Genomic DNA, 15,560 nt, shown 5'->3' with positions numbered 1-15,560 from the left:
AATAAGAAGAGAAGGAGCTGATCCTTCTCTTTTTTCATCGATTAGAAACCTTACTAAAGGAGCAGTCTTTATGTTCAGGATTTTGTTTGTATTGCTGCTTGTCGTACCAGCTGCAGAAATCGGATTATTGGTCTGGACGGGTAACCTGATCGGTCCGGTCCCTACCGTAGCACTCATTATGTTTACCGGTCTGTTGGGCGCTTGGCTGGCCAAAAGAGAAGGTATGAACGCACTCAGAAATGCACAGGCCCAGCTGCAAAACGGCCAGGTTCCGGGGAATGTACTCATTGATGGAATCTGTATTCTGGCGGGGGGCGTGTTCTTGTTCACTCCAGGATTTATTTCCGATTTTGCCGGATTACTGCTGCTTTTTCCTCCGACACGTTCTGTAGCTAAAGTGCAGTTATTACGTTATTTTCAACGGAAAATAAGATCCGGACAATATAATTTCTATTGGAAACGATAAAAACGAGCCTCCAGTTGGAGGCTCTCTCTTTATTTGGAAATTTCAGCTTTTTCCTTTAATAAAATAGTAAATTTCGTGGAAGAATTGAGCCTGATGGAGAGCACGGATGATGACAAGAAAGGCAGGTCCGATCAACAGGCCGAGAAATCCAAACCATTGGAACCCGACAAACAGGGCAATGAGCGTCGCGAGAGGATCAAGCCCGATGGTCGAGGAAAGAATTTTTGGTTCGGCCAGCTGCCGCTGTATAATGACCACGCCATAGAGAACAGAGAGCCCGACCGTTAACGGATAATCTCCGGAAACAAAGGTATAGGCAATCCAGGGCATGAAGACGGCTCCGGTTCCCAAATAGGGCAGAAGATCCACAGCGCCGATTAACAACGCAATTGTGATGGCATATTCTATCCGAAGCAGCAATAGGCCGATCAATACAATAAAGGCTGTTATTGAGATAAGTGTCAGCTGCGCTTTGGCAAAACCAAATAATGCCTTGCGCAGTTCAATGTAAACGGTTCGGGTGCTCGCCATCCATTTATCAGAAGAGACCTTTCGCAGGTATCCAGAAAAACGATACCAGTCTTTGCAAATAAAAAAGGCCGCAAGAATGGAAAATACAAGTACGGTAACAATGCTCGGCAGACTGACAAGCACAGTGGAGATCCAGTTGACCGTTTGTTGAGCCAAATTGCTTACGGTTGTTGTAATGTGTGTTCCGACCGTATCAATATTTTTCATGATCGTTTGCTGATGCCCGTCATCCAAGTTATTAAACATACGGTTGATGTCATTATAGAGGGGGAGGATTTTCTCCTTGAAACAGATTTCCATGTATTGTACCAGTATTTTACTGTACGTAGGAAGAACGTGTGCCAGATAAGCAAATCCGGAGAAAATTTCCCGCATCAGGAGCAACACAGCTCCTGCCAATGTTGCGATAAGCAGAAGCAGAGCCGTAAAAACAGCGAAGCCTCGATGCATTCTCCCCTTTTCTTCTAAAAAGTTAACGAATGGATTGATCGACATGGCGATGATTCCGCCAAGGATAAAAGGGTAAGTTACTTTGGAAAGAAAAAAACAGGCAAGTAAGACAATGGAAAATAAACATACTATGAGAAAAAAGCGCAGAATACGGTGCAAATAGTCATTGTTCATATCCTTCACCATCCGTTCAGATCACTACATAAATAGAAAGAAGGTTGCCTATCATGCAGTCAACATTGTTTTTGGTCATCCTGCTGGCCATTGGAATCATAGCGAAGAACCAGTCGTTAATCATTGCTCTTGCCGTATTGCTTGTCCTTAAATTCACAGGGATCGGGGATAAGGTCTTTCCTCTGATTCAGCAGAAAGGCATCAACTGGGGCGTAACCATCATCACGATTGCTGTGTTGATTCCAATCGCTACAGGGGACATCGGATTTAAACAGCTGCAGGAAGCCTTAAAATCATCATTTGCTTGGATTGCTTTACTTTCCGGAATTTTTGTTGCGCTTATCGCATCAAAAGGAATAACGCTTCTGCAGAACGATCCTCATATTACAGCAGCTCTTGTTTTCGGCACCATTCTAGCTGTAGCTTTCTTAAACGGCGTAGCGGTAGGTCCTCTTATCGGGGCAGGAATTGCGTATATCGCTATGAAAATTGTCGAATTTTTCAGTGCTTAAACAACGAAAAAAGGCATTTCCATTCACAAAGCCCTGTTTATTGTTTATAATTGACTTATATGTACGATTTCCTTTAAATAGTCTACATTTCTTAAAAGGCTAGAAATGTAAGCTCTTACGTATAAGAGTTTTATGGTTTTGTGCTTTTCTATTAAAGGAGAAAGAGATTCTAGAAAGGGAGAGATAACCATGACAGCAACAAGAGGATTAGAAGGTGTAGTGGCTACAACCTCATCTGTCAGCTCAATCATTGATGATGTACTGACATACAGAGGGTACAGCATTGACGACTTGGCAGACCACGCAACATTTGAAGAAGTAGTATATTTATTGTGGAATGGAAAACTTCCTAACGAAAAGGAATTGGAGCAGTTTAAAGCAGAGCTTGCTGAACAAGCGGCTGTATCTGATGATTTAATCAAACAATTGAAATCGCTTCCTTTAAAAGGAGTTCACCCAATGGCGATTCTTCGTACAGCGGTTTCCTTGCTTGGAATGTACGATGAAGATGCAGAAGACATGACTAAAGAAGGAAATTACAAAAAAGCGGTTAAACTACAGGCACAGATTTCAACAGTGGTTACAGCGTTTGCAAGGATCCGTGAAGGCCAAGAGCCTGTTTCTCCACGCAAAGATTTAGGCCTTGCAGCTAACTTCCTTTACATGCTGACAGGCAAAGAACCAGACGAAGTGGCATTGGAAGCATTTAATAAAGCATTGGTTCTTCATGCAGACCATGAACTGAATGCTTCAACGTTTACTGCACGTGTTGCTGTAGCAACGCTTTCTGATATGTACTCCGGTGTAACTGCTGCGATCAGTGCGTTAAAAGGGCCTCTTCACGGAGGAGCAAACGAGCAGGTGATGAAGATGCTCAGCGAAATCAACAGTGAAGAGAACGTGGAAACTTACCTGAGAAAGGCCATTGACAACAAACAAAAAATCATGGGCTTCGGACACCGTGTATACAAAAATGGCGACCCGCGCGCCAAACATCTTCGTGAAATGAGCAAACAGCTTACAACCACAACAGGCGAAGAGAAATGGTATAAAATGTCTGTCAAATTAGAAGAGCTGCTAAAAGAAGAAAAAGGACTGCTTCCAAACGTAGACTTCTATTCTGCCAGCGTATACCACAGCCTTGGCATTCCTCACGATATCTTTACACCGATCTTTGCGGTGAGCCGTGTATCCGGTTGGATTGCCCATATTCTTGAGCAGTATGAAAACAATCGCTTGATTCGTCCGCGTGCAGATTATACCGGACCTTCCATGCAAAACTACATTCCAGTTTCTGAACGCTAATGGTTAGTAAGAAAAGAGAAGAGGGGTTCCTCTTCTCTTTTGAAGGTTATTTTAGTAGGATAGAAAAGTAAGAGATTTTAGATAGGAGGACGAGCAACATGTCAAATGGAGAGCGTATTACAGTAGATAACGGGGTATTAAACGTACCTAACCAACCGATCATCCCTTTTATTGAGGGAGACGGGACTGGCCCTGATATTTGGGCGGCAGCGTCACGTGTCTTGGAGGCAGCAGTAGATAAAGCATACAATGGCGAAAAGAAAATCGTCTGGAAGGAAGTTCTTGCCGGGGAGAAAGCATTCAACGAGACAGGCGAATGGCTTCCATCCGAAACACTTGATGTGATCCGCGATTACATAATCGCTATTAAAGGACCTCTTACCACGCCTGTTGGCGGAGGAATCCGTTCATTAAACGTGGCACTTCGCCAAGAATTGGACTTGTTCACTTGTCTTCGTCCAGTTCGTTATTTCCAAGGTGTACCTTCACCTGTAAAACGTCCGGAAGATACGGATATGGTGATCTTCCGTGAAAACACTGAAGATATTTACGCGGGTATCGAGTATGCAAGCGGATCTGATGAAGTGAAGAAGGTTATTTCTTTCCTGCAGGAAGAAATGGGAGTAAAGAAAATCCGCTTCCCTGAAACTTCCGGTATCGGAATCAAGCCAGTTTCTTCTGAAGGAACAAAACGTTTGGTTCGTGCTGCCCTTCAGTACGCGATCAGCGAAGGGCGCAAGAGCTTAACGCTTGTCCACAAAGGAAACATCATGAAATTTACAGAAGGTGCATTCAAAAACTGGGGTTATGAGCTTGCTGAACAAGAATTCGGCGATAAAGTATTCACTTGGGCTCAATACGACCGCATTGCAGAAGAACAAGGAAAAGACGCAGCTAACAAAGCACAAGCTGACGCAGAGGCTGCAGGCAAAATTATCGTTAAAGACTCTATCGCTGATATTTTCCTTCAGCAGATCCTTACTCGTCCTGCAGAATTTGATGTTGTTGCGACAATGAACCTGAATGGTGACTACATTTCTGATGCGCTTGCGGCACAAGTAGGCGGAATCGGCATCGCGCCTGGAGCTAATATCAACTATGAAACTGGCCATGCGATCTTCGAAGCTACTCATGGTACAGCTCCTAAATATGCAGGCCTGGATAAAGTTAACCCTTCTTCTGTTATTCTATCTGGTGTTTTAATGCTGGAGCACCTCGGATGGCATGAAGCAGCTAAACTCATTACTTCTGCTATGGAAAAAGCTATTGCCGGCAAAGTTGTTACTTATGACTTCGCACGTTTGATGGACGGTGCTACAGAAGTAAAATGTTCTGAGTTTGCTGACGAACTCATCAGCAATATGTAATTAAAATTGGCCCCGGTCCTCCGGGGCCAATTCCTAAATTTTGAAAAAAAGAACCAAGATTATTGGAGGGATTCCTTATGGCAGTAAACTCACGCAAAAAGATTTCAGTCATTGGTGCAGGTTTTACTGGAGCAACAACCGCATTTATCGCAGCTCAAAAAGAACTTGGGGATGTAGTGCTTGTTGACATTCCTCAAGCAGAGAATCCTACTAAAGGGAAAGCGCTGGACATGCTGGAAGCAAGCCCTGTACAAGGATTTGATGCGAATATCATTGGTACTTCCAATTATGAAGATACAAAAGATTCCGATGTGGTCGTTATTACTGCAGGAATCGCACGTAAACCAGGCATGAGCCGTGATGATCTTGTGAACACAAATGCGAAAGTCATGAAAAGCGTTACACAAGAAATCGTGAAGTATTCTCCCAACACAGTAATCATCGTTCTGACAAATCCTGTTGATGCGATGACTTACACGGTTCTTAAAGAATCCGGTTTCCCGAAAAGCCGAGTGATCGGACAGTCTGGAATCCTTGATTCTGCTCGTTTCCGTACGTTTATCTCCCAAGAATTGAACCTTTCTGTCAAAGACATCACCGGTTTTGTTCTTGGCGGACATGGAGATGACATGGTGCCGCTCGTACGATACTCCTATGCAGGCGGAATCCCATTGGAAAAATTAATTCCTCAAGATCGTCTGGATGCGATTGTTGAACGTACTCGCAAAGGCGGCGGAGAAATTGTCAACCTCCTAGGAAACGGAAGCGCTTATTATGCTCCTGCTGCTTCCTTGGTAGAAATGGTAGAAGCGGTGCTTAAAGACCAAAGACGTGTTCTTCCAACGATCGCTTATCTCGAAGGCGAATACGGCTATAACGGAATTTGTCTAGGTGTTCCAACAATCGTAGGCGGCAACGGACTTGAAGAAATCATTGAACTTGAATTAACAGCTGATGAAAAGGCAGCGCTGGATCGTTCTGCAGAATCTGTTAAAAGTGTAATGAATGTTTTAGCATAAATCCTTTGATTAAAAGGTTCGGGCGATCCCGAATCTTTTAATCAAAAAAGAAATGTAAGCGTTTACTTAAGGAGTAATAAGGGGTGGCCATTTATGTTATTAGGAAAAAAACGTAAACTGGGCAGAAATATAGAAGAGATCCAAGCAGGGGAAAAACTAGAAATGTCCGAAACGATTGAAGATAAAGATCTGCTCTTATACCTTGGACTTACCAACGATAACAACCCATTATTCATCCAGCATGATTATGCATCCATGACTCCATTCAAAAGACCAATTGTTCCGCAGATTCTGCTGACCGGGATGATAACAGCGGCGGTGTCCAAATATTTGCCTGGTCCCGGAAGCAGCATTAAAAAACAATCACTGTCATTCCCGAAACCTGTTTATCATTACGGCAAAGTGAATTTCCTGTTTGAAGTGACAGAAATCGACCAGTCGGCACATTCCATCATAATGAAAGTAGAAGGAAAAAATGAGAAAAACGAGCTGGTCATTAAAGGGGACCTGGAAATATGTCCTCCTTATCCGCCTAAATCTATTACATCAAATACGCTGGAAAACTTTTAGACCGGGCAACCGGTCTTTTTTTATTTTAAACAAGCAAAAGATTTTGTTGGCATAAAGTGGTATCTTGCTTCAGAACCCGAGGACGAAAATTGAAATCTATTTTCGACTTAAATGTCTGAATTCAGAAACTCCAGCGCGTGTCGGCTTAAACAGGTGCTTCGGTTTTTCTTTTAAAATTTACAAACTTTACGAAATCTTTAATCTAGCCCTTTTGTGCTTCGAAGAAAAAAATAGTATGATTGTATTGAAAATGGTGAAACGTAAATAAAAAAGGGTGGGAAAAGATGAGCCAGAAAATCATGGTAGTCGAGGACGAATTATCGATCTCAACATTATTACAATTTAATTTAGAACAAGCTGGTTTTGAAGTGATCACCGCTATGGATGGACGAAAGGGCCTTGAATTAGCAGAAATGGAAAAGCCGGATTTAATCGTTCTTGATCTTATGCTTCCTGAAATGGATGGTCTCGAGGTCTGTAAAAATCTGAGACAAAAGCAGCTTTTTATTCCCATTCTCATGCTGACTGCAAAAGATGATGAATTTGATAAAGTACTAGGGTTGGAATTAGGCGCAGATGACTATATGACAAAGCCGTTCAGCCCCCGTGAAGTAGTTGCCCGTGTGAAAGCGATCCTCCGTCGGACAAAGCAGGCAGCAATTGAAGAGCCTGCTCCACCAGAGGAACCAGAGAAGCTGACGATCGGTGAGGTAGAAGTCTATCCCGAGAACTATGAAGCTTTCTACAAAGGCACTGCACTTGAACTGACCCCGAAAGAGTTCGAGCTGCTCGTCTACCTTTCAAAGAACAAAAACCGGGTGCTCACCCGTGAACAGCTCCTGTCTGCTGTTTGGAACTATGACTTTGTCGGAGATACTAGGATTGTGGATGTGCACATCAGCCACTTGCGGGAAAAAATCGAAGAAAATACCCGAAAGCCGATTTATATCAAAACCATCAGGGGGATGGGCTATAAGCTTGAGGTTCCGCAATAATGCCAGATTTTAAAAACCGGGTACTTTCTTTTTTCCTGGTTGGAATTATGCTTGTGTTCATCCTGCTCGCTCTGATTGTCGGGGGTCTGGTGCACTATACTGTTAAGGAAAAACGTCTGCAATCCTACCAGCGTGAACTCCAGCTGGTTTCCCTTGCGGCTCTAAACCGTGATCCGGTTTTTCTGGAAAAGCTGCTGAACCGAGCGGAGAAGGATTTAGGAGGTAAGGTTCTTTATCTATCTCCTAAAGGAAAGGTTTTGGCGCAGTCACAAAATGAGAAAGAAGCTGTTCCCGATGAGCCGTTAAGAGGATTGGCCGATTATAAAGGAAACTCTCTGGCTGCTACAAAAGATATCGACCGCATGATTTATACTCTTCCTGTAAAAAATCAAGCGTCTGAATCAATTAAGGGGTATGTCCAGCTTGTTATTCCTGAAAAGACAGCCAACGGCACTGAGCGGTCCATATGGCTTGCCATGTCTCTTGGTTTTATCATCAGCTTAATTATTGTTCTCTTCGTATCGATCCGTGTACTGAATCGGATCGTGAAGCCAGTCGAGGAGGCGACAAGCACCGCGAAGGAGCTGGCAAGAGGGAATTTTAAGGCGAGAACCTATGAATATAAAGGCGATGTAGGGGAACTGAACTTCTCCTTAAATGTACTCGCCCGAAATCTCGAGAAGATGACAAAATCCTATGAATCACAGCAAGACCGTTTAAAGACCCTGATTGAAAACATGGGCAGCGGATTGATTTTGATCGATTCTGACGGCTATATAACGATTGTTAACCGGGCATTCAAAGAAATTTTTAAAGAGTATACCGATTCATGGACCGGCCACTTGTTTCATGAGGTATTTCCATATAAAGAGATTACAAAGATCGTTGAAGATACGTTTATTATGGAAACCAACATCCGGAAGCAAGTCGTGCTTCCTATTCATATTGAGAGAAAGAACTTTGATATTTACAGCGCTCCGGTCCTCAATAGTCTTGGAAAACTTCGCGGCATTGTTCTTGTGTTTCATGACATTACTGAATTGAAAAAACTGGAACAAATGAGAAAGGATTTTGTTGCAAACGTTTCTCATGAATTAAAAACACCGGTTACTTCACTAAAGGGTTTTGCTGAAACCTTATTGGACGGGGCAGACGGCAATCCGGAAATCCGCAAAAAGTTTCTTACGATCATGTGGAAAGAGAGTGACCGGCTGCAGCATCTTATCCAGGATCTGCTTGATCTGTCAAAAGTGGAACAAGGCTTTTCCTTGAACCTGCAAAAAGTGAATCTCGCGACGATCGTTGAAGAAGTGATGCTCATGCTGGAAACAAAAACACAGGAGAAAGAGATAAAGATCAAGTATTCTGCAGAAGGGAATACCGTGATTGAAGGGGATTCGCCGAGGTTAAAGCAAGTGTTCATCAATCTAATCAATAACAGCCTAAACTATACGCCAAAAGGCGGCAGGGTAACCATCCGTTTGAAGGAAAGCAGTGAAAAAGTGACCTTCAGTGTATCCGATACAGGAATCGGCATTCATAAAGAGGAAATATCACGGATCTTCGAACGGTTTTACAGAGTAGACAAGGCGAGAAGCAGAAACTCCGGCGGTACAGGCCTCGGCCTCGCGATTGTCAAGCACTTGGTAGAAGCCCACAGAGGGCGTATTCATGTAAAAAGCAAGCCGGGGGAAGGTTCAACGTTTACACTGGTCTTTAAAAAAGATTTTAATGCGTGAATTTACAAAATATTAACACTGCATTTGTTCAGGCTTAACAGTTTATCGTTATGCTATAATTATCCTTTTTCAGTACCCCCTTTAAGAGAATCCGTTCCGGGTTCTCTCTTTTTTTGTCTTCTTTTTAAACAGGAACCGGCAATTTTCTTTTCTTAGAGCAGGATGGTACAATGGGAACAGGAAAACAACTGATCAGGGGGTATCATTTTGGCAAATAAATTAATATTGATCGATGGAAACAGTATCGCATACCGTGCGTTTTTCGCGCTTCCTCTGCTCAACAATGATAAAGGTGTATACACAAATGCCGTTTACGGATTTACGACGATGCTTCTTAAAATTTTGGAAGATGAAAAGCCCAGCCATGTGCTTGTAGCATTTGATGCGGGGAAAACAACCTTCAGGCATAAAACGTTTACCGAATATAAAGGCGGACGGCAGAAGACTCCTTCAGAGCTTTCCGAACAGTTCCCGCTCATCCGCCAGCTTTTGGACGGTTTTGGGATTAAGCGGTACGAGCTCGAAAACTATGAAGCAGATGATATTATCGGGACGCTTTCCAGCCAGGCTGAAAAAGGGGACTGGGACGTTAAAGTTTTTACTGGTGATAAAGATTTGCTTCAGCTCGTAACAGAAAACGTTGAAGTTGCACTGACCCGTAAAGGGATCTCGGAAGTGGAAGCTTACGACCTAAAACAGGTGGAAGAGAGGTATGGCATAAACCCAAACCAGATTATCGACATGAAGGGTCTGATGGGCGATCCATCCGATAACATCCCGGGAGTTCCAGGAGTCGGGGAAAAAACAGCCATTAAACTGATCAAACAGTTCGGCACACTGGAAGAAACACTGGAATCCATTGATCAGGTTTCTGGGGCAAAGCTGAAGGAGAAACTGGCTGACAATAAGGAACAGGCCTTGATGAGTAAACAACTGGCTACCATAACGCATGAAGCACCGATCGAAATCTCCTTAAACGACTCGGTGTATGAAGGTTACAAATCAGAACAGCTGATTCCACTCTTTAAAGATCTTGGGTTCAACTCGCTGCTGGAACGAATCGGCGGTGACAGCGGAGCTGAACAGCTGAGCGAACAGGAAAAAGAAGAGATATCCTTTGAGAAGGCTGAAGAGCTTAATGATGAGATCTTATCAACACCTGCCGCACTTATCGTAGAAACAACCCCGGAAACGTACCATAAAGCTCCGGTCAACGGGCTGGCGATCGTGAACAGCAATGGAAAGTATTATATCCCTGCTGAAAAAGCGCTGTCTTCCGCAGTGTTTAAAGAATGGGCGGAGAATGACACCAAAACGAAGTACGTGTTCGACGCCAAGAGAGCTTACGTGGCATTGGACTGGAACGGAATTTCACTAAAGGGTGTGGAGTTTGATCTTATGATCGCTTCTTATCTTTTGGATCCGTCTGAGTCAGGAGAAGACGTAGCGGGCATTGCTAAACGCTACGGTATACATGACACGGACACGGAAGAAGCGGTATACGGAAAAGGCGCCAAACGCAAGGTTCCGGAAGAAGAGGTATTAGCGGAACATCTTGTCCGTAAAGCGAATGCGATTTTTGCTCTTCAGGACAAGCTGGCTGGACTGCTGAAGGAAAACGAACAGTATGAACTTTTTGCGGACCTGGAGCTTCCATTATCACTGGTGCTTGGTGAAATGGAAACGACAGGAGTAAAAGTGGACGCAGGAAGGCTGCAGGCGATGGGACAAGAACTCACAGAACAGCTGAAAACGCTGGAAGAAGAGATTCATGAACTGGCCGGTGTATCTTTCAACATCAATTCGCCGAAGCAGTTAGGGGAGATCCTGTTTGAGAAACTGAATCTGCCGGCGATCAAAAAGACAAAGACCGGTTACAGCACCTCGGTGGATGTGCTTGAAAAATTGGAAGGCAAGCATGAAATCATCAGGAAAATCCTTGTTTATCGCCAGCTTGGAAAATTAAGCTCGACCTACATTGAAGGCCTATTGAAGGTAGTTGATGAAGATACGCATAAGATCCATACACGATTTAACCAGGCACTCACTCAAACAGGAAGATTGAGTTCGACAGAACCCAACCTGCAAAATATTCCGATCAGGCTTGAAGCAGGAAGAAAGATCAGGCAAGCCTTCGTCGCTTCAAAACCGGGCTGGAAAATCCTCGCCGCGGACTATTCTCAAATTGAACTTCGTGTCCTTGCACATATTTCTCAGGATGAAAATTTGATGGAAGCCTTCAAAAAAGAAATGGACGTTCATACGAAGACTGCGATGGATGTCTTCCACGTGGGCACGGATGAAGTGACCTCGGAAATGAGAAGGCATGCGAAGGCGGTTAACTTTGGAATTGTATATGGAATCAGTGATTATGGCCTTTCGCAAAGCTTGAACATTACAAGGAAAGAAGCCGGAGAATTTATTGAGAAGTATTTAAGAACGTTCCCTGGCGTTAAGGAATATATGGAATCCGTCGTCCGCCAGGCGAAACAGGATGGCTATGTTTCAACGCTCATGCACCGCCGCCGTTACTTGCCGGAGATCACGAGCCGGAATTTTAATTTAAGAAGCTTTGCCGAACGGACGGCCATGAATACTCCGATTCAGGGTACAGCGGCCGACATCATTAAAAAAGCGATGGTTGAAATGGATCGGGTGCTGAAAGAAGAAAAACTCGAAGCATCAATGCTGCTTCAGGTGCATGATGAGCTGATCTTTGAGGTGCCGGAAAACGAAATTGATAAGCTTTGCTCCCTGGTCCCTAAGGTGATGGAATCTGCACTCGGCCTGGATGTCCCATTAAAAGTTGATTTAGATTACGGAGATACATGGTACGACGCGAAATAGAGTGGAGAAAAAGCCGTTTCGGCTGTTTTCCGTTTCATTTGAGGTGAAAGATATGCCTGAATTGCCAGAGGTAGAAAACGTAAAAAACACGCTCAACAGACTGGTTGGCGGGAAAACGATTAAAGAAGTGAACGTCTTATGGAGCAATATTATTAAACATCCTGAGCTCGATGAATTCAAAATCCGGCTCAGCGGCCAGACGATTCAACATGTCGAGCGAAGGGGCAAGTTCCTGAAGATCTTTCTTGATGATGACGTGCTGGTCTCCCATCTGAGGATGGAGGGGAAGTATGCATTAAATCAAAAAGAAGAACCGATTGATAAACATACGCATGTTCTTTTTGAGTTTACTGACGGCAGTGAGCTCAGGTATCGGGATGTACGGAAATTCGGTACGATGCACTTGTATCCTATAGGTGAAGAAGAACAACAGCCGCCGTTATCCAAACTTGGATATGAACCTTTTTCTGCAGAACTTACCCCAGCTTTTTTAAAGAAGATGTTCTCAAAGACAGGCCGGTCGGTGAAGGCGGTATTGCTTGATCAGTCTTTAATTGCAGGCCTCGGAAATATTTATGTGGATGAGATTCTTTTTGCATCGGGTATTCATCCGGAACAAAAAGCGAGCGGACTATCGCTGTATCGGTTAAAACGGCTTCAGGAAAACATGGTTTCCATTCTGAAAGAGTCGGTCGAAAAAGGCGGAAGTACGATTCGGTCTTATGTGAACTCCGAAGGGAGATCCGGGAACTTTCAACTGGAGCTTTTTGTTTATGGAAAAAAAGGCGAACCTTGCAAAAAGTGCGGACGTGAAATAGCAAGAATCGTTGTGGCCGGAAGAGGCACTCATTTTTGCAGCAGCTGCCAAAAATAACAGTTCCCAAGCTCCTTTCATATACTACAGCACGTGGTATGAAAGGAGCTTTTGCCGTTATGGTGTCCTTTTCGATGCTCTTACTGGCGTTTGCAGTAAGCCTTGACAGCTTTGGTACGGGGCTGACGTATGGCATGAAGGAAATAAAGATTCCGTTAAAGTCGGTCATCATCATTTCCATCTGTTCAGCCATCACTTTTTTTGCTGCCATGGGGTTCGGTCACTTTTTAGAACGTTTTTTATCCCCGCATGCCGGGCAGGTAACCGGCGGCTTGATCCTTTTAAGTCTCGGTTCGTATTTTTTGTACCAAGTAGCCAAGCCTGAAAAAAAGGTATCGGCTATACCTGAAGAGAAGATTATTGTAAAATTAGAAATAAAATCACTGGGAATCATGATCCAAATCCTAAGCAAGCCGACGATCGCAGATCTTGATAAATCCGGCTCCATTAATGGGTGGGAGGCGGTCCTGCTGGGCATCGCCCTTTCTCTCGACGCTTTTGGAGCGGGGATTGGTGCTGCGATGGTGAATATGCCTCCTTTTCTTACGGCATTTACGGTAGCGGCAATGAGCTCAATCTTTGTCATTGGAGGGATGAAGTTAGGCTTTTCATTGTCCAGAATTACATGGATGAAGAAGCTTACCTTTCTTCCCGGGATCTTACTGATTATTATTGGATTGCTGAAAATGTAATAGGAGGCTTATACAATCATGATTATTGGCCTGACCGGCGGAATTGCCAGCGGAAAAAGCGCGGTTTCCAATCTTTTGCGAAGCTATAATATCCCTGTTGTTGATGCAGATCTTATCGCGCGCCAGGTTGTGGAGCAAGGCCAGTCTGCCTACGTTAAAATCGTAGAGCACTTTGGAAAAGAAGTATTGGACGAAGAGGAGAACATTGACAGGAAAAAACTCGGAGGCATCATTTTTACAGATGCCCGGAAGCGGAAAGCGCTGAATGGAATTGTTCATCCGGCAGTAAGGCTAGAAATGAAAAAGCAAGCGGAACACTACCTGATGGAAGGATTCTCTCATGTGGTCATGGATATTCCCTTGTTGTTTGAGAGCAGATTGACTCATATGGTAGATCGCACACTGCTGATCTATGTGGATGAGAAAACTCAATTCAGCCGGTTAGTGAAGAGAGACAACTTCACTGAGGAGGAGGCAAGGAGCAGGATTGCTTCACAGATGCCTTTAAAGGATAAAGTGGAGCTGGCGGATGCTGTGATTACAAACAATGGTTCACTCGAGGAGCTAAAAGTAAAATTGGATGAACAATTGAGAGAATGGAAGATCATTTAAACCTCTGATTAGTCAGAGGTTTATTTTTTGCCCATTTTAATAAAATGATGTTCTTTTTTTATCTAAATATGCTATACTAATTGTAGAAAAAGAGATTAAAAAGTATAACATAAATGGAGGGAGCACACCATGAAAGCAAAAGTAGCGATTAATGGACTCGGGCGGATCGGAAGAATGGTTTTTCGTAAGATGATGGAGGAAAATAACGAGTTTGAGGTCGTAGCAATCAACGCAAGCTATCCTCCTGAAACGTTAGCACATATGATTAAGTATGACTCAATTCACGGCAGGTTTGATGGTGAAGTAACTGCCCATGAAGGCTACTTAATGGTGAGCGGGCAAAAAGTCCTTCTATTAAATTCTCGTGATCCAAGAGAACTGCCATGGAAAGGCCTCGGTATTGACATCGTAATCGAAGCTACCGGGAAATTTAAGACAAAAGAAACAGCTGGCTACCATCTGCAGGCAGGAGCGAAAAAAGTCATCATCACGGCACCTGGAAAAGACGAAGATATTACGATTGTTATGGGTGTAAATGACAGCGATTACAAAGCGGACGAACACCATATTATATCCAATGCATCATGCACGACGAACTGCCTGGCCCCTGTTGTGAAAGTGCTTGATGAACAGTTCGGTATTGAATCAGGGATGATGACGACGATTCATGCGTATACCAATGATCAAAGGAATATTGATAACCCGCATAAGGATCTCAGACGTGCAAGGGCGTGCGGACAATCGATTATTCCAACGTCTACCGGTGCAGCAAAAGCCATTTCCAAGGTTCTGCCTCATCTCACTGGAAAATTGAACGGGATGGCGCTGCGCGTGCCCACTCCCAATGTATCCCTTGTGGATTTAGTTGTAGATCTAAAAACGGATGTGACAGAAGAGATGATCAATGACGCATTAAAGGCCGCGTCTGAAGGATCATTAAACGGTATTCTTGGATACAGCGAACAGCCGCTCGTTTCTATTGACTATAATGGCAATGAGAATTCTTCGATCATTGACGGTCTTTCTACCATGGTGATTGAAAATAAAAAAGTAAAAGTACTCGCCTGGTATGACAACGAATGGGGCTATTCTTGCCGCGTTGTTGATCTTGCAGGCCTTGTGGCTTCGGGTTTAGCTCAAAAAGCAGACATGAAGATTGCTTCCTTATAAAAAACCTTGAATGGAAAAACGGATGGCGCCGGCTTGCGGCTCAATCCGTTTTTTCTCATTTTCCGAACAAATTCCACCTTGTAAAGCGTTTACTTTTTACATAAAAATTTAAAGGGAAATTTCAAACTAATTATTGCAAATGAAAAATAAAACAAGTATACTATGATTCGTGAACTTCAAATAAAGCAAACCAAGGCGTTGGATTCTACTTAAAGGGTTAGGACCTCTTAGGACTAA

At 43.6% G+C, this 15,560-nt stretch carries 14 protein-coding genes; 13 read left to right on the top strand and 1 reads right to left on the bottom strand.

What is annotated here, in order from left to right:
- Nucleotides 1–70: 70 nt before the first annotated feature.
- Nucleotides 71–466, top strand: coding sequence for an FxsA family protein (locus ABHN01_RS18445; protein ID WP_290398728.1), 396 nt, complete (start codon nucleotides 71–73; stop codon nucleotides 464–466).
- Nucleotides 467–508: 42 nt separating this feature from the next.
- Here ABHN01_RS18445 and ytvI read toward each other — a convergent pair whose 3' ends face one another.
- Nucleotides 509–1,621: a sporulation integral membrane protein YtvI gene (ytvI, locus tag ABHN01_RS18440; protein ID WP_429876721.1), complete on the bottom strand. Its 1,113-nt coding sequence runs from the start codon at nucleotides 1,619–1,621 to the stop codon at nucleotides 509–511.
- A gap of 53 nt (nucleotides 1,622–1,674) precedes the next feature.
- Between ytvI and ABHN01_RS18435 the strand changes: the two genes are divergently transcribed.
- The 12 genes from ABHN01_RS18435 (at nucleotide 1,675) to ABHN01_RS18380 (ending at nucleotide 15,323) form a co-directional block, all read left to right on the top strand.
- Nucleotides 1,675–2,133, top strand: coding sequence for a DUF441 domain-containing protein (locus ABHN01_RS18435; protein ID WP_429876720.1), 459 nt, complete (start codon nucleotides 1,675–1,677; stop codon nucleotides 2,131–2,133).
- A 189-nt stretch (nucleotides 2,134–2,322) separates the two neighbouring features.
- Nucleotides 2,323–3,438 carry a citrate synthase gene (citZ, locus tag ABHN01_RS18430; protein ID WP_429876719.1) on the top strand — a complete coding sequence of 372 codons (1,116 nt, stop codon included), beginning with the start codon at nucleotides 2,323–2,325 and terminating at the stop codon, nucleotides 3,436–3,438.
- A 98-nt stretch (nucleotides 3,439–3,536) separates the two neighbouring features.
- Complete coding sequence (gene icd, locus ABHN01_RS18425; RefSeq protein WP_429876718.1) at nucleotides 3,537–4,805, top strand: NADP-dependent isocitrate dehydrogenase; 1,269 nt, start codon at nucleotides 3,537–3,539, stop codon at nucleotides 4,803–4,805.
- Nucleotides 4,806–4,882: 77 nt separating this feature from the next.
- Nucleotides 4,883–5,824 carry a malate dehydrogenase gene (mdh, locus tag ABHN01_RS18420; RefSeq protein ID WP_290398733.1) on the top strand — a complete coding sequence of 314 codons (942 nt, stop codon included), beginning with the start codon at nucleotides 4,883–4,885 and terminating at the stop codon, nucleotides 5,822–5,824.
- Between the two features lie 93 nt (nucleotides 5,825–5,917).
- Nucleotides 5,918–6,394, top strand: coding sequence for a MaoC/PaaZ C-terminal domain-containing protein (locus tag ABHN01_RS18415; protein WP_429876717.1), 477 nt, complete (start codon nucleotides 5,918–5,920; stop codon nucleotides 6,392–6,394).
- Between the two features lie 284 nt (nucleotides 6,395–6,678).
- Nucleotides 6,679–7,389, top strand: a complete 711-nt coding sequence (locus ABHN01_RS18410; protein ID WP_290398735.1) for a response regulator transcription factor — start codon at nucleotides 6,679–6,681, stop codon at nucleotides 7,387–7,389.
- Nucleotides 7,389–9,128, top strand: coding sequence for a two-component system histidine kinase PnpS (pnpS, locus tag ABHN01_RS18405; protein ID WP_429876716.1), 1,740 nt, complete (start codon nucleotides 7,389–7,391; stop codon nucleotides 9,126–9,128). The genes ABHN01_RS18410 and pnpS overlap by 1 nt, the downstream gene beginning before the upstream one ends.
- Before the next feature lie 204 nt (nucleotides 9,129–9,332).
- Nucleotides 9,333–11,975 (top strand): DNA polymerase I, encoded by a 2,643-nt coding sequence (gene polA, locus ABHN01_RS18400; protein ID WP_429876740.1) that lies wholly within the window; start codon nucleotides 9,333–9,335, stop codon nucleotides 11,973–11,975.
- 52 nt (nucleotides 11,976–12,027) lie between these two features.
- Entirely contained in the window at nucleotides 12,028–12,849 is an 822-nt protein-coding gene (gene mutM / locus ABHN01_RS18395; RefSeq protein ID WP_429876715.1) for a DNA-formamidopyrimidine glycosylase, read from the top strand.
- Between the two features lie 59 nt (nucleotides 12,850–12,908).
- On the top strand, nucleotides 12,909–13,541 hold the full coding sequence (gene ytaF, locus ABHN01_RS18390) for a sporulation membrane protein YtaF (protein WP_429876714.1): 633 nt from the start codon (nucleotides 12,909–12,911) through the stop codon (nucleotides 13,539–13,541).
- A gap of 18 nt (nucleotides 13,542–13,559) precedes the next feature.
- Nucleotides 13,560–14,153, top strand: a complete 594-nt coding sequence (gene coaE, locus ABHN01_RS18385) for a dephospho-CoA kinase (protein ID WP_429876713.1) — start codon at nucleotides 13,560–13,562, stop codon at nucleotides 14,151–14,153.
- Between the two features lie 129 nt (nucleotides 14,154–14,282).
- The gene (locus ABHN01_RS18380; protein WP_429876712.1) at nucleotides 14,283–15,323 is read left to right on the top strand and encodes a glyceraldehyde-3-phosphate dehydrogenase; all 1,041 of its coding nucleotides are present in this window, start codon (nucleotides 14,283–14,285) and stop codon (nucleotides 15,321–15,323) included.
- Nucleotides 15,324–15,560 lie beyond the last annotated feature (237 nt).

This window comes from Fictibacillus sp. NRS-1165 (genome assembly GCF_050468105.1).
In the GTDB taxonomy this organism is placed as follows: Bacteria; Bacillota; Bacilli; order Bacillales; family Fictibacillaceae; genus Fictibacillus_C; species Fictibacillus_C terrinigri.
This window is presented reverse-complemented; position numbering and strand designations above follow the sequence as displayed.